The following is a 20823-nucleotide window of genomic DNA, read 5'->3' as shown; positions in this document are numbered from 1 at the left end:
ATGCCCGGGGCTCGATTACCACACTGAACACTGGAGATCTGCGATGAAACGTTCGAAGTTCCTGCTGTCGGGCCTGCTGCTTGCGTCGGCCCTCGGTTTCACGGCCGTCGCCGCGCACGCGGACGACCTGCTCGACTCCGTAAAGAAAGCCGGCGTGCTGCGCGTCGGCCTCGAAGGCACGTATCCGCCGTTCAACTCGCGCGGCACGTCGGGTCAGCTCGAGGGCTTCGACGTCGACGTCGCGAATGCGGTCGCCGGCAAGCTCGGCGTGAAGACGCAGTTCATCCCGACCGAATGGAGCGGCATCATCGCGGGGCTGCAGGCCGGCAAGTTCGACGTGATCGTCAACCAGGTCACGATCACGCCGCAGCGCAAGGAAGTGCTCGACTTCAGCGAGCCGTACACGTACTCGGCCGCGCAGCTGATCCAGCGCAAGGACGACACGCGCAACTTCAAGTCCCTCGAAGAATTCAAGGGCAAGAAGCTCGGCGTGACGCTCGGCACCAACTACGACCAGATGGCGCGCAGCGTGCCGGGCATCGAGGTACAGACCTATCCGGGCGCGCCGGAAAAGCTGCGCGACCTCGCTGCAGGCCGGATCGAGGCGACGCTCGACGACCGCCTGATGCTGCCGTACATGATCAAGACGTCGAACCTGCCGCTGCGCTCGGGCGCGGTGCTGAACGGCGGCAAGCAGGAGATGGCGATCCCGTTCCGCAAGGGCAACCCGAAGTTCGAAAAGGCGATCAACGATGCGCTGGATTCGCTGCGCAAGGAAGGCACGTTGAAGAAGATCTCGATGCACTGGTTCGGCAGCGACGTGACGGTGCCGGTCGCGCAGTAAGCGGTTCGCCGCGCTTTCAGCGCGTCACGTCCTTCGCTGCGGCGAAGGCGTGACGCGCCCCTTCAGTTCTTTTCTTTTCCCCTCAAGCTGCTTCGTCAAAGCGCGCAAGCAGCATCTGGCCGATCGGCGTCAGCGCCGGACGCGCAGCCACCGCATTCACGCGTACCTGCGTATCGTCGACCAGACGCTTTTCGACGAGCACGGCGAACGCCGGGTTCGACGGGTCGACGCTGTCCGGTGCGCGGGCAATGCGCAGCAGCATTGAAAATTCGTGCGGACTCAACATGGTCCCTGTCTCCTGATCGTCCGCGATCCAGCTCGATCGGCGTCGATCGTGTTTTCGAATGGAATGGTGCGAGGCATTGTCGATGCGTTACCGGGAGCGAGATCCCGGTTGACCGCCGCGCGACGCGGGCACGGCGTCGCGTGCGGGTTACGCACGCCCGGATCGCGACGGTGGTGCCGCGACGGGAACGTGCAACCTTAGGGGGGCATCGTGACGCGGGCGTGACAGGAAAACGGGAGCGCAGCGATGCGCGCTGGGTGCCCGGATTGCTCCGCGTGGCGCGCGCGGTACAGATCGGGGCGGGAGCGAGGCATCTTCGGCCTCGAAGGTGACGCTTGTGGCCGATCCGGATGGGCAGTGCCATGCGTTCAGGGCATTAGCTGCCGTTGCCAATCCGTTGCAAAATTCGCCCCCCTTCAAATTGTTAGGATTCCAATTATTCTCAGCGCGATTCCGGTGACGGGACGAAGCACCGGGAACCGGAGACCACCCTTTGGTTGCCGCTTCGAGGCCCGATATGCGAGCCCGCTTCCTTCATATCGCGGAGATGCTGACGGAGTTCGGCCTGCAACGCGTCGGGATGCCGCACGTGCGCGCGCTGACGGGAAAGCTGTGGGAAATCCGTCTGACGGGGCGCGACGGCATCGCGCGAGCGATCTACGTCGCACGGACAGGGCAACGCCTGCTCGTGCTGCACGTGTTCGCGAAGAAGACGCGGCGAACACCGCGTCGCGCTATCGAAATGGTGTATGCCCGAATGAAAGAGGAGTGAGCAATGACCAGCCTTGCAACGTTGAAGAAGCGCCTGCTGGCCGATCCGGCTACGCAGGCCGGGTAGACGCACAAGCACCGGAGTTCGCCGTTACCCGTGAACTCGTCGCCGCACGCGTGCGCGCCGGATTGACGCAGGAACAGGTCGCCGAAAGGATGCAGACCACTCAATCGACCATCGCGCGGATGGAGAGTGGCCGCACGATGCCGTCGCTGCGTACGCTGGCTCGCTACGCGAAAGCAACGGGAAGTCGTGTCGTGGTACGTCTGGAAGCGATGAAGTAGTTCGGTTGTCGCGTGATGCGCAAGGCCCACGCCTGCGATCTCCATGAACGAAAAAAGGGGTTACGGACAATTCCGTAACCCCTTTTCGGATATGGTGCCGGCTGCAGGACTCGAACCCGCCACCTGATGATTACAAATCAACTGCTCTACCAGATGAGCTAAGCCGGCGTAAGCCCGAGATTCTACCTCATTTCACGATCTTGAGGCGAGGTCTGCTGCCGCCTTTCGAGCCATCTCCGTCGGTTTTCGGCGGTTCGTCGGCGCCTTCGGACGGTTCTTCATTCGCGCCATGGTCGGCGACCGGCGTCAACACGGCAGGCGATTCATCACGCTGCGTATCATCGCCCTGCTCGGCCTCGTCTTCGAACGCACCCGAATCCGCGCCCTCACCCGCCACCGCATCGACCTGGAACGCCATCCCCTGGCCGTTCTCCCGCGCGTAGATCGCGAGCACGTTGGCCACCGGAATCTCGATCTTGTGCGCCTTCCCGGAGAACCGGGCGGTGAACTCGATCCACTCGTTACCCATCTGCAGCTGGCTCGTCGCCTCGAAGCTGATGTTGAGCACGATCTCGCCGTCACGCACGAACTGACGCGGCACGCGCGTCGAGTTGTCGACCCTCACCGCGATATGCGGCGTGTAACCGTTATCGGTGCACCACTCGTACAGCGCGCGCAGCAGATAAGGCTTCGTTGAAATCTCTTGCATCACAATCCTCGAACCCGGAGCGGGCACGCGGCACGCCGCGCCGCCCGCTCCGTCTTGCCCTCATTGCATCATCAACGACGCATGACCTTTTCGGACGGCGTCAGTGCTTCGATGTAGGCCGGACGGCTGAAGATCCGCTCGGCATACTTCATCAGCGGCGCGGCGTTCTTCGACAGTTCGATGCCGTAGTGATCCAGACGCCACAGCAGCGGCGCGATCGCGACGTCGAGCATCGAGAACTCCTCGCCGAGCATGTATTTGTTCTTCACGAAGATCGGCGCGAGCTGCGTCAGGCGATCGCGGATCGCGAGGCGTGCCTTCTCGTGGTTCTTCTCCGCTGCCTTGCCCTTCTCGTTCTCGAGCGTGCTGACGTGAACGAACAGCTCCTTCTCGAAGTTGAGCAGGAACAGGCGTGCACGTGCGCGCTGCACCGGGTCGGCCGGCATCAGTTGCGGGTGCGGGAAGCGCTCGTCGATGTATTCGTTGATGATGTTCGATTCGTACAGAATCAGGTCGCGCTCGACCAGAATCGGCACCTGACCGTACGGGTTCATCACCGAGATGTCTTCCGGCTTGTTGAACAGGTCGACGTCACGGATCTCGAAATCCATGCCCTTCTCGAACAGCACCAGCCGGCAACGCTGGGAGAACGGGCAAGTTGTGCCGGAATACAGAACCATCATATTTGCGTTTCCTCAAAAAAGCCGAGGGCCGGCACGCGGCGCAACCCCTTTCACGGGTTCCGCCTTGCGCCGGCCCCACGCCGGTCAGGCGTGTTTACTTGATATCTTTCCAGTACGCGGCATTGAGCCGCCAGGACAGGAAAGTCAGGACACCGAGAAAGACCAGCACCCACACGCCGAGGCGTTTGCGGGTCTGCTGGGCCGGCTCGGACATCCATGTCATATAGGCCACCAGGTCGGCCACTGCAGCATCATAGTCGGGCGACGACAACGTCCCCGGCGTGACCTGCTGGAAGCCGACGAGCGTGTGGACCTTCTCGCCCGTCTCCTCGTCCGTCTTGTCTTCGAATTTGGCAGTGCGCTGCCCCTGCAGTTGCCACAATACATGGGGCATGCCGACGTTCTCGAACACCGCGTTGTTCCAGCCGCTCGGCCGCGTATCGTCGCGGTAAAAACTCCGCAAATACGTGTACAGCCAGTCGCGGCCGCGCGCCCGCTCCTCGACCGACAGGTCGGGCGGCGAGGTGCCGAGCCAGTTCTTCGCGTCTTCGGGCCGCATCGCGACGGACATCGTGCTCCCGACCTTGTCGGTCGTGAACAGGAGATTCGTTTCGATCTCCTTCTGGGATATGCCCAGATCCGTCAGACGGTTGTAGCGCATCAGGTTCGCGCTGTGGCAGTTCAGGCAATAGTTTACAAACAATTGCGCGCCGTGCTGAAGCGAAACGAGATTTTCCGTGTTATCGGGCGCCCGGTCGAGCGGAAAATTACCTTCCGCGCGCACGGCCGGCGCCGCCAGCAGCGCCACGGCCGTCGCCCCGATCAGCGCGAGTGTCGAAAGCAGTTTCTTCATGTCGTTCTCTCCTCGCTCACGTTAATGGGGCTTGAAGCGCACCCGTTCCGGCGGCTGCTTGAACGTGCCAAGCGGCGTCCAGACGGGCATGCCGAGGAAGAACGCGAAGTAGATCAGCGCGCAGCCCTGCGCGATCAGCGTCGAGACCGGCGATGGCGGCCGTGTGCCGAGGAACGCGAGAATCAGGAACGCCGCGACGAAGATCCCGAGGAACACCTTGTGGAACAGCGGCCGGTAGCGGATAGACTTCACCGGGCTGCGGTCAAGCCACGGCAGGAAGAACAGCGTGATCACCGCCGAACCCATGACGACGACGCCCCAGAACTTCGATTCCGTCACGAACATGAACACGACGATCGCCGCGGCCAGCACCGGCAGGCCGAGCTTCCACTTGCCGCGGGCGCGGATCAGCGCGAGCACGCCAAGTAGCGCGATCACGATCATCAGCACGATCTTGAACGGGTCGGTGGTCGCGCGCAGCATCGCGTAGAACGCGGTGAAATACCAGACCGGCGCGATCTCCGGCGGCGTCTGCAGCGGGTTCGCCGGCACGAAGTTGTTCGACTCGAGGAAGTAGCCGCCCATCTCCGGCGTGAAGAACACGATCAGCGCGAACACCATCAGGAACACGCAGACACCGAAGAAATCGTGCACCGAGTAGTACGGATGGAACGGGATGCCGTCGAGCGGAATGCCGTTCGCATCCTTCTTCGCCTTGATCTCGATACCGTCCGGGTTATTCGACCCCACTTCGTGCAGCGCGACGAGGTGCGCGATCACGAGGCCGACCAGCACGAGCGGAATCGCGATCACGTGGAATGCGAAGAAGCGGTTCAGCGTGACGTCGGACACGACGTAGTCGCCGCGGATCCACAACGACAGGTCCGGGCCGACGAACGGGATCGCCGAGAACAGGTTCACGATCACCTGCGCACCCCAGAACGACATCTGGCCCCACGGCAGCAGGTAGCCGAAGAACGCCTCGGCCATCAGGCACAGGAAGATCGCACAACCGAAGATCCACACGAGCTCGCGCGGCTTGCGGTACGACCCGTACATCAGCCCGCGGAACATGTGCAGGTACACGACGACGAAGAACATCGATGCACCGGTCGAGTGCATGTAGCGGATCAGCCAGCCCCACGGCACCTCGCGCATGATGTACTCGACCGACGCGAACGCGAGCGTCGAGTCGGGCTTGTAGTTCATCGTCAGGAAGATGCCCGTGACGATCTGGTTGACGAGCACCAGCAGTGCGAGGGAGCCGAAGAAGTACCAGAAGTTGAAGTTCTTCGGCGCGTAGTACTCGGAAAGGTGCTTCTTCCAGGTGGACGTGAGCGGGAAGCGCTGGTCGATCCAGCCGGTGAGACCTGTCGTGGACACTTCCTTGTTGTCGGCCATCACGCTTCTCCTTTCTCGTCCTTGCCGATCACGAGGGTCGTCGCCGACGTGAACATGTAGGGCGGGATGTCGAGATTCTGAGGCGCCGGCTTGTTCTTGAACACGCGGCCGGCGAGGTCGTAGGTCGAACCGTGGCACGGGCACAGGAAGCCGCCCGGCCAGTCATCCGGCAGGTTCGGCTGCGGACCCGGCGTGAAGCGTTGGCTAGGCGTGCAGCCGAGGTGCGTACACACGGCCATCACGACGAGAATGTTCTTGCGATCGGCCCGCGCGCGATATTCGTTCGCGCAATACGCGGGCAACGGCATCGAATACGGGGATTTCGAGGTCGGATCGGCCACTTCCTTGTCGGCCTTGACCACATCGGCCAGCATCGAATCGGTGCGATTCAGGATCCAGACCGGCTTGCCGCGCCACGGCACGGTGACCATCTCGCCGGGCTTCAGGCCGCTGATGTCGATCTCGACCGGGGCTCCGGCCGCTTTCGCTTTCGCGGACGGCGCAAGCGACGCCGCGAAAGGTATGACGGTGGCTACGCCTCCCACGCCACCTGCTACGGATGTCGCAATCAGCCAGGTACGGCGGCCGCTGTCGACGCGTTTCTCTTCCTTGTCTCGCATCACACGCCCCACTTCTGAGTTGGATTTTCCGTCACGACTTTTCATTCCGCCGCTAGTTTGCGCGAATGGAGTCGCCATTTACAAGGCCCGGAGATGAAAATCCCTTCGAAGTAATTGATAGTTAAGGGTTTTCCCCCACTATCGGAGCGATTAAATCACTTCGCTTTTAAGCATCCGCTACATTGCGAAATTTCGATGCGCCGCCGCAAATCCGTCGTTCAGACCGGATTATGAATGTCGATAAAAAGGTGTTCGATATCGAATTCTTCGGACAAGTGGGCGCCAAGCGCCTGGATTCCGTAGCGTTCGGTTGCATGGTGCCCTGCCGCAACGAACGCGACGCCGCTCTCGGCCGACGCGTGCGTGACGGATTCCGACACCTCGCCGGTCAGGAACACGTCGGCACCCGCGTCGATCGCCGCGTCAAAATAGCTTTGCGCGGCGCCCGTGCACCACGCGATGCGGCGCAATTGCATGTCAGGATCGCCGAGCACGAGCGGCGTGCGGCCGAGCACGCGCTCGACCTTCGCGACGAAGTGCTCGAGGGAGACGGGCATCGGCAGCGTGGCCATCCAGCCGAGGTCGCCGTCGCCAAAGCGCTGCTCGCCGATCAGCCCGAGCTTCTCGCCGAGCTGCGCGTTATTGCCGAACTCCGGATGCGCGTCGAGCGGCAGGTGGAACGCGAACAGGTTCAGGTCGTTCGCGAGCAGCAGCTTCAGGCGCCGGTACTTGCGGCCCGTGATCTGCGGCGCCTCGTTGCGCCAGAAGTAGCCGTGATGGACGAGCACCGCATCCGCCCCCCATTCGAGCGCGGCTTCGAGAAACGCGACCGACGCCGTCACGCCGGTGGCGATCTTCTCGATCTTGCGGCGCCCCTCGACCTGGAGGCCGTTCGGGCAATAGTCCTTGAAGCGCGCGATTTCAAGGGTATTGTTCAAGTACAATTCAAGTTCGATCCGATCCATATAAACCTCTAGTCTATTCAGATGCTTAGACGCTTCTGGCTGTTCTTCGCGCAGGCGGTGACCGTGCTGCTCGCGCTGATGTTCATCGTCGTGACGCTCAAGCCGCAATGGCTGCAACGGCAAGGACAGCTCGGCAAGCAGCTCGCCACGCCGATCGTCGCGCTGCGGGAAGTCGCGCCGGGCATCGGCGGGGCACCGGCGACCACGTCGTACGCCGAGGCCGCGCAAAAGGCGATGCCCGCCGTCGTCAACGTCTTCTCCAGCAAGGACGGCTCGCTGCCGCCCGATCCGCGCGCGAAAGATCCGCTGTTCCGCTACTTCTTCGGCGACCGCAACGCCCGCAAGCAGCAGGACGAACCGGCCGCCAATCTTGGCTCGGGCGTTATCGTGAGCCCTGAAGGTTACATTCTAACGAACCAGCACGTCGTGGACGGCGCCGACCAGATCGAAGTCGCGCTCGCCGACGGCCGCACGGCCACCGCGAAGGTGATCGGCAGCGATCCCGAAACCGACCTCGCCGTGCTGAAGATCAACATGACCAACCTGCCGACGATCACGCTCGGCCGTTCGGACCAGTCGCGGGTCGGCGACGTCGTGCTCGCGATCGGCAACCCGTTCGGCGTTGGCCAGACGGTCACGATGGGGATCATCAGCGCGCTCGGCCGCAATCACCTCGGCATCAACACGTTCGAGAACTTCATCCAGACCGACGCGCCGATCAACCCCGGCAACTCGGGCGGCGCGCTGGTCGACGTGAACGGCAACCTGCTCGGCATCAACACGGCGATCTACTCGCGCTCGGGCGGCTCGCTCGGCATCGGCTTCGCGATTCCCGTGTCGACCGCGCGCACCGTGCTCGAAAGCATTATCACGACCGGATCGGTCACGCGCGGCTGGATCGGCGTCGAACCGCAGGACGTCACGCCGGAAATCGCTGAATCGTTCGGGCTCCAGCAGAAGTCGGGCGCGATCGTCGCGGGCGTGCTGCAGGGCGGCCCGGCCGACAAGGCCGGCATCAAGCCGGGCGACATCCTCGTGAGCGTGAACGGCGACGAAATCACCGATACGACGAAGCTGCTGAACACCGTCGCGCAGATCAAGCCGGGCACGTCGACCAAGGTGCACGTCGTGCGCAAGGGCAAGGAGTTCGACGTGAACGTCGTGATCGGCAAGCGCCCGCCGCCGCCGAAGCAGACGCTCGACGAACAGGACAGCGACAGCGAGTGATCTCCGGCGGGCGCCGTATCGGTGCCGCTTGCAGGCCAAAGATGGAAAGGAAAAAGGGCAGCCAGATCGGCTGCCCTTTTGCTTTGCTCCCGAGATCCTTCTTCACCGTGAAGAAGTCGCGTTCGCCCTCGGCGTCTGCACCGTCCGATCGACCGCCCGGCTCCAACGTTGTCGAGGGGCCGCATCGACGGCGGCTACCTGCCGGCCGCCGCGCGCGCCGTTCGTTCCATCAACTCGCGGCGCCGTTCTCCGCCTCGGGTTCTTCCGTCGGCTTCGGCACGAAGAATCGCGCGGCCAGCAGCCCGATCTCGAACAGCACGACGAGCGGAAGCGCGAGCATCAGCTGCGAGAACACGTCCGGCGGCGTGACGACCGCCGCGACGACGAACGCGCCGACGATCACGTACGGCCGCATCTCCTTCAGCTTCTTCAGCGTCAGCACACCCATCCGGACGAGCAGCACGACGATGATCGGCACCTCGAACGTGACCCCGAATGCGATGAACATCCCGAGCACGAAGCTCAGGTAGTTGTCGATGTCGGTCGACATCTCCGCGCCGAGCGGTGCGTTGTAGTGCGCCATCACTCGGAAGATCGTCGGGAACACGAGGAAATACGCGAACGCCATCCCGCACAGGAACAGGAAGTAGCTGCTGCCGACGAGCGGCGCGACGAGCCGCTTCTCGTGCTGGTACAGCCCCGGCGCGACGAACGCCCAGATCTGGTACAGCACGATCGGCAACGCGATCACGAGCGCGACGAGCATCGTGACCTTCATCGGCACGAAGAACGAGCCGGTGACGTCGGTCACGATCATCCTGCCGCCCTTCGGCAGGTTTTCCATCAGCGGCCGCGCGAGCAGCCGGAAGATGTCGGGCGCCCAGTACACGAGCCCGAGGAACACGACGATCACGGCCAGCCCCGCGCGAATGATGCGATCGCGAAGCTCGACGAGATGGGAAATGAAGGTTTCTTCCGGGGCGTCGCCCGGATTCTGCTGGGGGTCGCTCACACCGGCCCTCGGTAGGATTGACGAGCGAGCATGCGCTCGGCTCAGAAGAAGCGCGTCGGCCGGCGCAGGCTGGCCGGCTGGTGGCGCGCGACACGCGCGGCGCCCGACTGCACGTGCGTGCGGCGGGTCGTCGCGCGCTTGTACCAGACAGGCGTCGCCGCCTGTTTCACCCGCCAGTTGCGACGCTTCGACGCGAGCGCGGCCGTGCTGCCGCGCCACGACGGCGCCGCGGGCGTGTCGGAGCCGTACGTGCCGGCGTCGACCGAGCCTTCGTTGGGACCGCCGACCGCGGAGTGCCACGTGTCGTTCAGTTCCTTCTCGTGCTCGCGCAGGTTGTCGTGAATCGTCGTCTCGACATTGCGCGCGGCCGCCTCGAAATCGGTTTTCATCGTCCGCAACGCGTCGAGTTCGATTTCGCGCGAGACCTCGGCCTTCACGTCGTTGATGTACCGCTGCGCGCGGCCGAACAATGCGCCAGCCGTGCGCGCGACGCGCGGCAGGCGCTCGGGGCCGAGCACCACGAGCGCGACGACGCCGATCAGCGCCATCTTCGAAAGACCGAGATCCAGCATCGCGAATGCCTGTCAGCGTGCCGGCGTTACGCCTTGTTCGAGTCGGAACGCGTCGTTTCCTTCGCGTTGACGTCGACCGAACCCGAGCGCGGCAGTTGCTGCGCGTCCGCCGCCGTCTCGCCGTCCTTCATGCCGTCCTTGAACCCTTTCACGGCGCTGCCGAGGTCGTTGCCGATGTTGCGCAGCTTCTTCGTACCGAAAACCAGCGCGACGATCAGCAGCACGATCAGCCAGTGCCAAATGCTCAATCCACCCATGATGAAACCTCTCCTCAACCACGCCGCGGCGCGGCGCAAATCGCCGGCGGCACGCCGGCTTCGACTATCGATGCGGGGAAACGCCCCGCTACGTCAACCCATCCGCAGCCACGGGCGCGGGCCGGCGAGAATATGCGCGTGCAGGTGGTAGACCTCCTGCCCGCCGCCGGGGCCCGTGTTGATCACCGTGCGAAAACCGGTTTCACCGCCCGTGTACGCGACGCCGAGCTGGTCGGCCAGACGCGCGACCAGCAGCATCAGCCGGCCGAGCATCGGCGCATCGGCGTCGCGTGCCGCCGACAGCGTCGGCACGTGCCGGCGCGGAATCACGAGCACGTGCGTCTCGGCCGCGGGGCGGATGTCGCGGAACGCGACGAATTCGTCGTCCTCGTGCACCTTCGTGCTCGGGATCTCGCCCGCCGCGATCTTGCAGAACAGGCAATTCGGATCGTGACTCATGTTGCTCCTGCGAAACGCCCGCGCACCCGTCAGAACCAGGCCTGCGGATCGAGCGTCTTGTTGTCGTTCAGGTATAGCCAACCCTTGATGATACGGTACAGCGTCCAGATCCATGTGACAAACATGACGACGAATCCCACCACCACGAACATCAGCGCGAAGCCGATCACGTAGGCGATCAGCGCGCGCCAGAACGTGCGGATCTGCCATTCGAAATGATCGGCGTACGGCGTGCCGGCCACGTCGCCGCGCTTCACGTAGTTGATGATGATCGCGATGATGCCGGTAACGCCGCCCGTCAGCCAATGAATCGCGTAGAGGCCATACAGCACGTGCGTCAGCGTGCGCAAACCGTTCAGTCGCTCGGCGTCCGCTGCGCCCGGCACCGATGGTGTCGGAAACTGGCTCGGCGTCTCGGTCATGATGCTACCCCCGTTGGATGACAATTCTTACAGCTTACCGCACTGTTGCCGGCGCGGCAGGCCGTCGGCCGTCACCCGCCGTTTTCCTCGCGCTCGCGGCGTTTGCGCAGCGCCTTTTCCTCGATGCCCGACAGCCCTTCGCGGCGCTCGAGCTCGGCGATCACGTCGGCCGGGCTCAGGTCGAAATGCGACAGCATCACGAGGCAGTGGAACCACAGATCGGCCACTTCGCCGACCAGCGCGGTCGGCGCGCCGCCCTGGCGCACGTCCTTGGCGGCCAGCACGACTTCCGTCGCCTCTTCGCCGATCTTCTTCAGCACCGCGTCGTCGCCCTTGTGGAACAGGCGCGATACGTACGATTGCTCGGGGTCGCCGCCCTTGCGGCTATCGATCACGGCCGCGAGGCGCAGCAGCGTGTCTTCGGTCGATTGCGTCATTTGTAGATGTGTTCGGGGTCTTTCAGCACCGGATCGACCGCGACCCAGTCGCCGCTGTCCACAGTACCTTCGAATTTCTGGAAGAAGCACGAATGCCGGCCGGTGTGGCATGCGATGCCCGACACCTGCTCGACCTTCAGCAGCACGACGTCCTCGTCGCAATCGAGCCGCACCTCGTGCACGTGCTGCACGTGGCCCGACTCCTCGCCCTTGAACCACAGGCGCTTGCGCGAGCGCGAATAGTAGACCGCGCGCTGCGTCTCGATCGTCTTCGCCAGCGCCTCGCGGTTCATCCACGCGAACATCAGCACGTCGTTCGTCGACGCTTCCTGCGCGATCACCGGCACGAGGCCGTTGTCGTCCCAGCGGACCTTGTCGAGCCAAGCGGGCAGGGATTTCGTATCCGTATTCATCACAGCCTCACCGCGATGCCCTGGTCGGCCATGAAGCGCTTCGCCTCGCCGACCGTGTGCTCGCCGTAGTGGAAGATGCTGGCGGCCAGCACCGCATCGGCGCGGCCGTCCTTGATGCCGTCCGCGAGATCCTGCAGGCAACCGACGCCGCCCGACGCGATCACCGGCACCGGCACCGCGTCCGACACGCCGCGCGTGAGCGCGAGATCGAAGCCCGACTTCGTGCCGTCGCGGTCCATGCTCGTGAGCAGGATCTCGCCCGCGCCGAGTTCGGCCATCTTGCGCGCCCATTCGATCGCGTCGAGGCCCGTGTTCTTGCGGCCGCCGTGCGTGAAGACTTCCCAGCGCGGCGTCTCGCCGTCGGCCGTCACGCGCTTCGCGTCGATCGCGACGACGATGCACTGCGAGCCGTACTTGTCGGCCGCGTCGCGCACGAGCTGCGGGTTCGCGACCGCCGACGAATTCATGCTGACCTTGTCCGCGCCGGCGTTCAACAGGCGCCGGACGTCCTCGACGGCGCGCACGCCGCCGCCGACGGTCAGCGGAATGAAGACCTGCGACGCGACGGCTTCGATGATCGGCAGGATCAGGTCGCGCTGGTCGGAGGTCGCGGTGATGTCGAGGAACGTCAGTTCGTCGGCGCCCTGGTCGTCGTAACGGCGGGCGATTTCGACGGGGTCGCCGGCATCGCGCAGTTCGACGAAGTTGACGCCCTTGACGACACGCCCGGCAGTCACGTCCAGGCAGGGGATGATGCGTTTAGCTAGAGCCATGATGTTGCGCCAAATGCCGCGATGGGACGGCCGGTTACGGGCACCTCGCGCGAGGTGCCCGGTCGGGACCGCCTGCTGGCGGCCCCGGCGAACTGAACGACGACGCTCAGGCGTTGTCGAGTTCGCCGTTCAGTTCGTCCGCGCGCTTCTGCGCGGCCGCGAAATCGAGATCGCCGGAGTAGATCGCACGGCCGCAGATCACGCCTTCGACGCCGTGCTCTTCCACTTCGCACAGGTTCTCGATGTCCGTGAGGTTCGACAGGCCGCCGCTGGCGATCACCGGGATGCCGACCGCCTGCGCGAGCTTCACGGTCGCCTCGATGTTGATGCCCTGCAGCATGCCGTCGCGGCCGATGTCCGTGTAGACGATCGACTCGACGCCGTAGTCCTCGAACTTCTGCGCGAGATCGATCACCTCGTGGCCCGTCAGCTTGCTCCAGCCGTCGGTCGCGACCTTGCCGTCCTTCGCGTCCAGCCCGACGATGATGTTGCCCGCGAACGCGGTGCACGCGTCCTGCAGGAAACCCGGGTCCTTCACGGCCGCGGTGCCGATGATCACATAGGACAGGCCGGCGTCGAGATACTTCTCGATCGTCTCGAGGCTGCGGATGCCGCCGCCGAGCTGCACGGGGATTTCGTCGCCGACTTCGTCGAGGATCGCTTCGATCGCCTCGAGATTCTTCGGCTTGCCGGCGAACGCGCCGTTCAGGTCGACCAGATGCAGCCGCCGGGCGCCGAGATCGACCCACTTGCGGGCCATCGCCGCCGGGTCCTCGGAGAAAATCGTGGCCTGGTCCATATCGCCCTGTTTGAGGCGCACACACTGACCGTCTTTGAGATCGATGGCCGGAATCAGCAACATAGCAATCGGGTGTCGTCGTGGAAAATGAAAAGAATCCGGCGCGTACCGGCCAAACCGGTGCCGCGCCGTCTCGCTAGTTTAGTACAACTCTTTCAGAGCATAGGCGGGCGAGCCCCGCGCGACGGGCCTTTCCGGCCCGCCAACTGTGGCACGCACGCGACGTTCACGGCTTCCAGTGTACGAAGTTGCGATACAGACGCAACCCGACCTCCGCGCTTTTCTCGGGGTGGAATTGGGTCGCGAAGAGATTGTCCCGCGCGACCGCGGACGTAAACGGCGCGCCGTATGCCGTTTCGCCGACCGTGTGCGCCGGGTTGTCCGGCGTCACGTAATAACTGTGTACGAAATAGAAGTATGCATCGTCGGGCACGCCGTCCCACAGCGGGTGCGGCCGCGACTGGCGCACGCGGTTCCAGCCCATCTGCGGGACCTTGAAGCGCGAGCCGTCGTCCTGCAGCTGGCCGTCGAGTTCGAAGCGCACGACCTTGCCGGGCAGCAGGCCCAGGCCCTTCGTGTCGCCTTCCGCGCTCCAGTCGAACAGCATCTGCTCGCCGACGCACACGCCGAGCAGCGGCTTCGTGCGCGACGCCTCGATCACCGCTTCCTGCAGCCCCGACTCGCCGAGGCAGCGCATGCAGTCGGGCATCGCGCCCTGGCCGGGCAGCACGACGCGGTCGGCCGCGCGAATCGCGGCCGGCGTGTCGACGATCGCCACGTCGGCGGCCGGTTCGGCCTTCTTGAGCGCCTGCGCGACCGAGCGCAGGTTGCCCATCCCATAATCCACAATCGCAATCGAAGTTTTCATCTCAGTGCAGGCAGTAGCGCCCTCAGTCCATTGACGATGAATTCCACCGCCAGCGCCGACAGCATCAAACCCATCAGCCGCGTGGCGATGTTGATGCCGGTGCGGCCGATCCAGTTCGCGATCGGCTCGGCAAGCCGCATCGCGAGAAAACACAGCAGAGCCAGGACCGCGCCGATCGCGACGAGCCCGGCTCGCTCATACCAGTGATGCGAGTTCGCCGCATAGATGATCACCGTGCTGATCGAGCCGGGGCCCGTGAGCAGCGGAATCGCCAGCGGCACGACCGCGATGTTGTCCTTCAGCTCGGCCTCGTGGCGCTCCTCCGGCGTCGATCGCGTGTTGCCGATCTGCGCGTTCAGCATGTTGATCGCCATCAGCAACATGATGATCCCGCCGCCCACTTCAAGGGAGCCGACCGAAATGCCGAAGAAGTCGATGATCTGCTGCCCGAGCAGCGTCGTCACCGTCATCACGCAGAACACCGACACCGACGCGATCCGGATCGTGCGGCGCCGCTCGTCGTCCGTCTGCTGCGCCGTCAGGCTCAGGAAGAACGGCACGGCGCCGACCGGGTTGATCAGCGCCAGCAGCGAAATGAACGATTTGAGCAGATCCATCGCAAGCCGGCGCGCCGCGCCGAAGCCGTGAGGTTGTCCTTGGCGTCCTGTCCGTTCGAAAGTTAGAGGCTGCCCTTGGTCGACGGAATCTGCCCCGCCGCGCGCTCGTCGAGCTCCACCGCCGCACGCAGCGCCCGGCCAAAGGCCTTGAACACCGTTTCGAGCTGATGGTGCGCGTTGATCCCGCGCAGGTTGTCGATGTGCAGCGTGACGCCCGCGTGGTTCACGAACCCGCGGAAGAATTCGATCGACAGATCGACGTCGAACGTGCCGATCCGCGCGCGCGTGAACGGCACGTGGAATTCGAGACCCGGACGGCCCGAGAAGTCGATCACGACGCGCGACAGCGCCTCGTCGAGCGGCACGTACGAATGGCCGTAGCGGCGGATGCCCTTCTTGTCGCCGATCGCCTTCGCGACGGCCTGACCTAGCGTGATGCCGACGTCCTCGACCGTATGGTGGTCGTCGATATGCGTGTCGCCATGCGCTTCGACCTCGAGATCGATCAGACCATGGCGCGCGATCTGGTCGAGCATATGGTCGAGAAACGGCACGCCGGTGGCCAACTTCTGCCGGCCCGTACCGTCGAGATCGAGCTTCACACGGATCTGCGTTTCGCTGGTATTGCGAACGACTTCCGCCACACGCATGGCAATTCCTTGAATGAGTCTGATGTAAATGGGGATTGATCGTCGCGCGCCGCCGCGCCCTGGGCTCAACCGGGCAGCGCGAGTTTCAAAGCAGCCAGCAGGCGCGCGTTTTCGTCGGGAGAACCGACGGTCAGTCGCACGCATTCGGCCAACAACGGATGCATTTTACTCACGTTTTTGACCAACACCCGCTCGGTGAGCAACGCATCGAACACGGCCGCCGCGTCCGGCACGCGCACCAGCAGGAAATTGCCGGCGCTCGGGAACACCGTCGCGCCCGGCAGCGCGGCCACGGCCTGCGCAAGGCGCGTACGTTCCGCACGCAATTCGGCCGCCTGCGCGTCGAGCACGTCGAGGTGGTCGAGCAGGAAATCGGCGGTCGCCTGGGTCAGCACGTTGATGTTGTACGGCGGGCGCACCTTGTCGAACTCGGTCAGCCACGTCGGCAGCCCGGCGAGATAGCCGAGGCGGATCCCCGCGAGGCCGAGCTTCGACACCGTGCGCATCACGACGACGTTGTCGAACTCGGCGGCGCGCGGCAGCCACGAGCGCTCCGCGAACGGCTGGTACGCCTCGTCGATCACGATCAGGCTGTGGCGCGCGGCCGCGATGATCCGCTCGACGTCGGCTTCGTCGTACAGCGTGCCGGTCGGGTTGTTCGGGTACGCGAGATAGACGATCGCGGGCCGGTGCTCGGCGATCGCCGCGATCATCGCGTCGGCGTCGAGCGTCAGGTCAGCCTTGAGCGGCACGCCGACGAATTCGAGCTGCGCGAACTTCGCGGACAATTCGTACATCACGAAGCCCGGCACCGGCGCGAGCACCTTCGCGCCCGGCTTTGCGCATGCCACCGACATCATGCTGATGATTTCGTCCGAGCCGTTGCCGAGCAGCACGTCGCACGCGGCCGGCACGCCCATCGCGCGGCGCAGCTTGTCGAGCAGCGCGCCCGGGCGCGGCGCCGGGTAGCGGTTCAGCGCGACCTGCGCGAGGCGCTCGCCGAGCGCCGCCGCGAGCGGCGCGGGCAGCGAATACGGGTTCTCCATCGCGTCGAGCTTCACGAACCCGCTCGCGTCGGGCACCGGGTAGCTCGTCATCGCGAGCACGTCGCGGCGGATGATGTCTTGTGGCGTCGTCATGGTCTCAAGCCGGCGTGCATCGCGCCGGCGTCAAATGGTCGGCAAGGCGGCGGCTGCCGCCCTGCTCCGGTCTCCGGGCGACCGAAGCCGATGCGTCGGCATCGGCTCCGGCGCGCGCGTCACCCCTTCATCCGGAGTTCGGCGCTGCGCGCGTGCGCCTGCAGCCCTTCGCCGTATGCAAGCTCGGAGGCGATCTCGCCCAGCGTCTGCGCACCTTCGGCGCTGACCTCGATCAGGCTCGAACGCTTGATGAAGTCGTACACGCCGAGCGGTGACGAAAAGCGCGCGGTGCGCGACGTCGGCAGCACGTGGTTCGGGCCCGCGCAGTAGTCGCCGAGGCTTTCGCTCGTGTAGCGGCCGAGGAAGATCGCGCCGGCGTGGCGGATCTGCTGACCCCATTGCTGCGGCTCCAGCGCGGAAATCTCGAGGTGCTCCGGCGCGATGTCGTTCGCGATCCGGCACGCTTCGGCCATGTCGCGCACCTTGATCAGCGCGCCGCGGCCTTCGAGCGACGCGCGGATCACGTCCCGGCGCGGCATCGTCGGCAGCAGCTCGTCGATCGCCTTCTCGACGCGCTCGAGGAATGCGGCGTCCGGGCACAGCAGGATCGACTGCGCGAGTTCGTCGTGCTCGGCCTGCGAGAACAGGTCCATCGCGACCCAGCTCGGATCGGTCGTGCCGTCGCACAGCACGAGGATTTCCGACGGGCCGGCGATCATGTCGATGCCGACCGTGCCGAACACGCGGCGCTTCGCCGAGGCGACGTACGCATTGCCCGGCCCGCAGATCTTGTCGACGGCCGGCACGGTTTCGGTGCCGTACGCGAGCGCGCCGACCGCCTGCGCGCCGCCGATCGTGAACACGCGATCGACGCCGCCGAGCAGCGCCGCGGCGAGCACGAGGTCGTTCTTCACGCCGTCCGGGGTCGGGACCACCATCACGATCTCGCCGACGCCCGCGACGCGCGCGGGAATCGCGTTCATCAGCACCGACGACGGATAGGCGGCTTTGCCGCCCGGCACGTACAGGCCGACGCGGTCGAGCGGCGTGACTTTCTGGCCGAGCACCGTGCCGTCGCTTTCCGTGTACTGCCAGCTATGGGTGCCGCACTCGATCTTCTGCTTCTCGTGGTACGCCCGCACGCGTGCGGCAGCGGCTTCCAGCGCCGCGCGCGCCTTCGGCGCGAGGCCGTCGAGCGCCGTCTGCAGCGCGTCCTGCGGCAGTTCGAGCGCGGCGACGCTGTTCGCGTCCAGCCGGTCGAAGCGGTTCGTGTACTCGAGCACCGCGGCGTCGCCGCGCGACTTCACGTCGGCGAGAATCTTCGCGACCGACTGCTCGATCGCCTCGTCCTCGCTCGCCTCGAACGCGAGCACCGCACGCAGCGCGGCGTCGAAGCCGTCGCTCGTCGAATCGAGTTTGCGGATGGTGATGGCCATGGGAGTTCCGTTACGGTGATGCGCTCAATTGCCATTCTGCGACGCGCGTTCGAACGCGTCGAGAATCGGCTTGAGCGCCGCGCGCTTCAACTTCAGCGCAGCCTGGTTCACGACGAGGCGCGACGAGATCGCCATGATCTCCTCGACCTCGACCAGATTGTTCGCCTTCAGCGTGCCGCCCGAGCTGACGAGGTCGACGATCGCGTCGGCCAGCCCGACCAGCGGCGCCAGCTCCATCGAGCCGTACAGCTTGATCAGGTCGACGTGCACGCCCTTCGCGGCGAAGTGTTCGCGTGCCGTTTCGACGTACTTGGTCGCGACCCGCAGGCGCGCGCCCTGGCGCACCGCGTTCGCGTAGTCGAAGCCGGCCGGCACGGCCACCGACATCCGGCAGCGTGCAATGTTCAGATCGATCGGCTGGTACAGGCCCGAGCCGCCGTGCTCGACCAGCACGTCCTTGCCGGCCACGCCGAAATCGGCCGCGCCGTATTCGACGTAGGTCGGCACGTCGCTCGCGCGCACGATGATCACGCGCAGGTTCGGATCGGTCGTCGGCAGGATCAGCTTGCGCGACGTTTCCGGATCCTCGGCCACCTGCACGCCAGCGGCCGCCAGCAACGGCAGGGTTTCCTCGAAAATCCGGCCCTTCGACAGGGCGAGGGTCAACGGCGCGGTCATGCTTGGCTCCCGGAGAGGCGGCGCACGTTCGCGCCGACGGCGGTCAGTTTGGTTTCCATGCGGTCGTAGCCGCGGTCCAGGTGATAGATGCGGTCGACGAGCGTTTCGCCTTCGGCGCGCAGCGCGGCGATCACGAGGCTCGCCGACGCGCGCAGGTCGGTCGCCATCACGTTCGCGCCGGACAGCTTGTCGACGCCCGTCACGAGCGCCGTATTGCCGTCGATCGTGATGTTCGCGCCGAGCCGGTTCAGCTCCTGCACGTGCATGAAGCGGTTCTCGAAAATGGTCTCGACGACCTGCGCGGTGCCCGTCGCGACCGAATTGAGGGCCATGAATTGCGCCTGCATGTCGGTCGGGAACGCCGGGTATTCCGACGTGCGGATCGTCACCGCCGACGGGCGGCGGTCCATCTTCACGCGCAGCCAGCTGTCGCCTTCCTCGATCGACACGCCGGCCTCGCGCAGCTTGTCGATCACCGCGTCGAGGATGTGCGGGCGCACGCCCGTCAGCATCACGTCGCCGCCCGCCGCGGCGACCGCGCACAGGAACGTGCCGGCCTCGATACGGTCGGGAATCACCGAATGGCGTGCGCCATGCAGCCGCTCGACGCCCTGGATCACGAGGCGGTCGGTGCCGATCCCGTCGATCTTCGCGCCCATCGCGACCAGCAAGTGTGCGAGATCGCTCACTTCCGGCTCGCGCGCCGCGTTCTCGATCACCGTCTCGCCGTCGGCCAGCGTCGCGGCCATCAGCAGGTTTTCCGTCCCCGTCACCGTGATCATGTCGGTCACGATGCGCGCGCCCTTCAGGCGCTTCGCGCGTGCCTCGATGAAGCCGTGCTCGATGCTGATCTCGGCGCCCATCGCCTGCAGGCCCTTGATGTGCTGGTCGACCGGCCGTGCGCCGATCGCGCAGCCGCCCGGCAGCGACACCTTCGCCTCGCCGAAGCGCGCGAGCAGCGGCCCGAGCACGAGGATCGACGCGCGCATCGTCTTGACGAGCTCGTACGGCGCGACGAGGTTGTCGACACGCGATGCGTCGAGCTGCACGCGGCAGCCGTCCGCTTCGCTCTTCACGCCCATCTGGTTCAGTACCTTCAGCGTGGTGCGCACGTCCTTCAGGTTCGGCACGTTGTCGAGCTCGACCGGCTCGGCGCTGAGCAGCCCCGCGCACAGGATCGGCAGCGCGGCGTTCTTCGCGCCCGACACGACGATCTCGCCCGACAAGCGGCGACCGCCTTCGATCACCAGCTTGTCCATCCCATGTCCCTGCGATTCCCCGTTGGCGGCCGGGTGTGCCGTGGCGACGCTCTGGACGGCGTCGCGCTCGTTGACGGTGACTTGCACTCAGTGGTTCCGGTTATGCGTTCTGCCATTCGGCGGGCGTCAGCGTCTTCATGCTGAGCGCGTGGATTTCCTGCTTCATGCGATCGCCGAGCGCCGCATAGACGAGCTGGTGCCGCTGGATCGGCCGCTTGCCTTCGAAGGCCGCCGACACGATCGTCGCGAAGAAATGCTGGCCGTCGCCTTCGACTTCCAGATGAGTGCAGGCGAGACCGCCGGCGATGTATTGCTTGACCTGTTCGGGAGTCGGCAACATGAGGGGCTCCTGTCGGCGCGCGCCGCCCGTGGCGGCCGCCGCCGTCGA

Annotated in this window: 28 protein-coding genes and 1 tRNA gene; 4 read left to right on the top strand and 25 right to left on the bottom strand. The window is 65.2% G+C overall.

The genetic code is table 11. From position 1 onward, the window contains the following. Positions 1-43: 43 nt before the first annotated feature. Entirely contained in the window at positions 44-844 is an 801-nt protein-coding gene (locus DIE06_RS16835) for a transporter substrate-binding domain-containing protein (protein ID WP_124614591.1), read from the top strand. Between the two features lie 82 nt (positions 845-926). Here the strand turns inward: DIE06_RS16835 and DIE06_RS16830 are convergent, their stop codons facing one another. Then, entirely contained in the window at positions 927-1130 is a 204-nt protein-coding gene (locus DIE06_RS16830; RefSeq protein WP_059535665.1) for a hypothetical protein, read from the bottom strand. A 517-nt stretch (positions 1131-1647) separates the two neighbouring features. On the opposite strand from DIE06_RS16830, the gene DIE06_RS16825 reads away from it, so the two are divergent. Both DIE06_RS16825 and DIE06_RS16820 read left to right on the top strand, forming a co-directional pair. Then, the gene (locus DIE06_RS16825) at positions 1648-1902 is read left to right on the top strand and encodes a type II toxin-antitoxin system RelE/ParE family toxin (RefSeq protein ID WP_124662376.1); all 255 of its coding nucleotides are present in this window, start codon (positions 1648-1650) and stop codon (positions 1900-1902) included. Then, positions 1899-2186: a helix-turn-helix transcriptional regulator gene (locus DIE06_RS16820; protein WP_260433631.1), complete on the top strand. Its 288-nt coding sequence runs from the start codon at positions 1899-1901 to the stop codon at positions 2184-2186. Before DIE06_RS16825 ends, DIE06_RS16820 begins: the two co-directional genes overlap by 4 nt. A gap of 92 nt (positions 2187-2278) precedes the next feature. Here the strand turns inward: DIE06_RS16820 and DIE06_RS16815 are convergent. From DIE06_RS16815 to DIE06_RS16785, 7 genes are all read right to left on the bottom strand, one after another. Beyond that, positions 2279-2354: transfer RNA gene (locus DIE06_RS16815), tRNA-Thr, on the bottom strand. 19 nt (positions 2355-2373) lie between these two features. Further along, entirely contained in the window at positions 2374-2895 is a 522-nt protein-coding gene (locus tag DIE06_RS16810) for a ClpXP protease specificity-enhancing factor (protein ID WP_124614658.1), read from the bottom strand. A gap of 71 nt (positions 2896-2966) precedes the next feature. Beyond that, positions 2967-3578, bottom strand: coding sequence for a glutathione S-transferase N-terminal domain-containing protein (locus DIE06_RS16805; protein WP_006400565.1), 612 nt, complete (start codon positions 3576-3578; stop codon positions 2967-2969). Between the two features lie 94 nt (positions 3579-3672). After that, entirely contained in the window at positions 3673-4431 is a 759-nt protein-coding gene (locus DIE06_RS16800; protein ID WP_124662375.1) for a cytochrome c1, read from the bottom strand. 21 nt (positions 4432-4452) lie between these two features. Beyond that, positions 4453-5835, bottom strand: coding sequence for a cytochrome bc complex cytochrome b subunit (locus DIE06_RS16795; protein ID WP_124662374.1), 1383 nt, complete (start codon positions 5833-5835; stop codon positions 4453-4455). Then, entirely contained in the window at positions 5832-6452 is a 621-nt protein-coding gene (gene petA, locus DIE06_RS16790; RefSeq protein ID WP_124614659.1) for a ubiquinol-cytochrome c reductase iron-sulfur subunit, read from the bottom strand. The genes DIE06_RS16795 and petA overlap by 4 nt, the downstream gene beginning before the upstream one ends. Positions 6453-6670: 218 nt before the next feature. After that, positions 6671-7417 (bottom strand): Nif3-like dinuclear metal center hexameric protein, encoded by a 747-nt coding sequence (locus tag DIE06_RS16785; protein WP_124662373.1) that lies wholly within the window; start codon positions 7415-7417, stop codon positions 6671-6673. A gap of 21 nt (positions 7418-7438) precedes the next feature. On the opposite strand from DIE06_RS16785, the gene DIE06_RS16780 reads away from it, so the two are divergent. Beyond that, the gene (locus DIE06_RS16780) at positions 7439-8644 is read left to right on the top strand and encodes a Do family serine endopeptidase (RefSeq protein ID WP_124662372.1); all 1206 of its coding nucleotides are present in this window, start codon (positions 7439-7441) and stop codon (positions 8642-8644) included. A gap of 229 nt (positions 8645-8873) precedes the next feature. On the opposite strand, the gene tatC is transcribed toward DIE06_RS16780, so the two are convergent. From tatC to DIE06_RS16695, 17 genes are all read right to left on the bottom strand, one after another. Further along, a complete protein-coding gene (gene tatC, locus DIE06_RS16775; protein WP_124662371.1) occupies positions 8874-9656 on the bottom strand; it encodes a twin-arginine translocase subunit TatC in 783 nt (260 codons plus the stop codon). 41 nt (positions 9657-9697) lie between these two features. After that, on the bottom strand, positions 9698-10228 hold the full coding sequence (gene tatB, locus DIE06_RS16770; RefSeq protein WP_124662370.1) for a Sec-independent protein translocase protein TatB: 531 nt from the start codon (positions 10226-10228) through the stop codon (positions 9698-9700). A gap of 26 nt (positions 10229-10254) precedes the next feature. Then, positions 10255-10485 carry a Sec-independent protein translocase subunit TatA gene (gene tatA / locus DIE06_RS16765; protein WP_124662369.1) on the bottom strand — a complete coding sequence of 77 codons (231 nt, stop codon included), beginning with the start codon at positions 10483-10485 and terminating at the stop codon, positions 10255-10257. A 93-nt stretch (positions 10486-10578) separates the two neighbouring features. After that, positions 10579-10944 carry a histidine triad nucleotide-binding protein gene (locus DIE06_RS16760; RefSeq protein ID WP_124662368.1) on the bottom strand — a complete coding sequence of 122 codons (366 nt, stop codon included), beginning with the start codon at positions 10942-10944 and terminating at the stop codon, positions 10579-10581. 29 nt (positions 10945-10973) lie between these two features. Next, positions 10974-11366 carry a hypothetical protein gene (locus DIE06_RS16755; RefSeq protein WP_124614618.1) on the bottom strand — a complete coding sequence of 131 codons (393 nt, stop codon included), beginning with the start codon at positions 11364-11366 and terminating at the stop codon, positions 10974-10976. Positions 11367-11437: 71 nt separating this feature from the next. Continuing rightward, positions 11438-11803 (bottom strand): phosphoribosyl-ATP diphosphatase, encoded by a 366-nt coding sequence (locus DIE06_RS16750; protein ID WP_044845953.1) that lies wholly within the window; start codon positions 11801-11803, stop codon positions 11438-11440. Beyond that, the gene (hisI, locus tag DIE06_RS16745) at positions 11800-12216 is read right to left on the bottom strand and encodes a phosphoribosyl-AMP cyclohydrolase (RefSeq protein ID WP_124662367.1); all 417 of its coding nucleotides are present in this window, start codon (positions 12214-12216) and stop codon (positions 11800-11802) included. Before hisI ends, DIE06_RS16750 begins: the two co-directional genes overlap by 4 nt. Continuing rightward, positions 12216-12989 (bottom strand): imidazole glycerol phosphate synthase subunit HisF, encoded by a 774-nt coding sequence (gene hisF / locus DIE06_RS16740; RefSeq protein WP_124662366.1) that lies wholly within the window; start codon positions 12987-12989, stop codon positions 12216-12218. The genes hisI and hisF overlap by 1 nt, the downstream gene beginning before the upstream one ends. A gap of 106 nt (positions 12990-13095) precedes the next feature. Continuing rightward, on the bottom strand, positions 13096-13851 hold the full coding sequence (hisA, locus tag DIE06_RS16735) for a 1-(5-phosphoribosyl)-5-[(5-phosphoribosylamino)methylideneamino]imidazole-4-carboxamide isomerase (protein WP_034183653.1): 756 nt from the start codon (positions 13849-13851) through the stop codon (positions 13096-13098). 163 nt (positions 13852-14014) lie between these two features. Next, positions 14015-14656 carry an imidazole glycerol phosphate synthase subunit HisH gene (gene hisH / locus DIE06_RS16730; protein ID WP_124662365.1) on the bottom strand — a complete coding sequence of 214 codons (642 nt, stop codon included), beginning with the start codon at positions 14654-14656 and terminating at the stop codon, positions 14015-14017. Then, positions 14653-15273: a YchE family NAAT transporter gene (locus tag DIE06_RS16725; RefSeq protein ID WP_124662364.1), complete on the bottom strand. Its 621-nt coding sequence runs from the start codon at positions 15271-15273 to the stop codon at positions 14653-14655. Before DIE06_RS16725 ends, hisH begins: the two co-directional genes overlap by 4 nt. Before the next feature lie 62 nt (positions 15274-15335). After that, the gene (gene hisB, locus DIE06_RS16720) at positions 15336-15923 is read right to left on the bottom strand and encodes an imidazoleglycerol-phosphate dehydratase HisB (RefSeq protein ID WP_006751804.1); all 588 of its coding nucleotides are present in this window, start codon (positions 15921-15923) and stop codon (positions 15336-15338) included. Positions 15924-15988: 65 nt separating this feature from the next. Next, positions 15989-17062 (bottom strand): histidinol-phosphate transaminase, encoded by a 1074-nt coding sequence (gene hisC / locus DIE06_RS16715; RefSeq protein ID WP_044845957.1) that lies wholly within the window; start codon positions 17060-17062, stop codon positions 15989-15991. Positions 17063-17181: 119 nt separating this feature from the next. Beyond that, entirely contained in the window at positions 17182-18498 is a 1317-nt protein-coding gene (gene hisD, locus DIE06_RS16710; protein WP_124662363.1) for a histidinol dehydrogenase, read from the bottom strand. 24 nt (positions 18499-18522) lie between these two features. Beyond that, complete coding sequence (gene hisG, locus DIE06_RS16705; RefSeq protein WP_006751807.1) at positions 18523-19176, bottom strand: ATP phosphoribosyltransferase; 654 nt, start codon at positions 19174-19176, stop codon at positions 18523-18525. Next, on the bottom strand, positions 19173-20522 hold the full coding sequence (gene murA, locus DIE06_RS16700) for a UDP-N-acetylglucosamine 1-carboxyvinyltransferase (RefSeq protein WP_124662362.1): 1350 nt from the start codon (positions 20520-20522) through the stop codon (positions 19173-19175). The genes hisG and murA overlap by 4 nt, the downstream gene beginning before the upstream one ends. 13 nt (positions 20523-20535) lie before the next feature. Then, entirely contained in the window at positions 20536-20775 is a 240-nt protein-coding gene (locus DIE06_RS16695) for a BolA family protein (RefSeq protein WP_006477131.1), read from the bottom strand. Positions 20776-20823: the final 48 nt, after the last annotated feature.

Source organism: Burkholderia sp. Bp8998 (assembly GCF_003854235.1).
Taxonomy (GTDB): domain Bacteria; phylum Pseudomonadota; class Gammaproteobacteria; order Burkholderiales; family Burkholderiaceae; genus Burkholderia.
The sequence above is the reverse complement of the archived record's forward strand: the minus strand, read 5'-3'. Positions and strand labels throughout refer to the sequence as shown.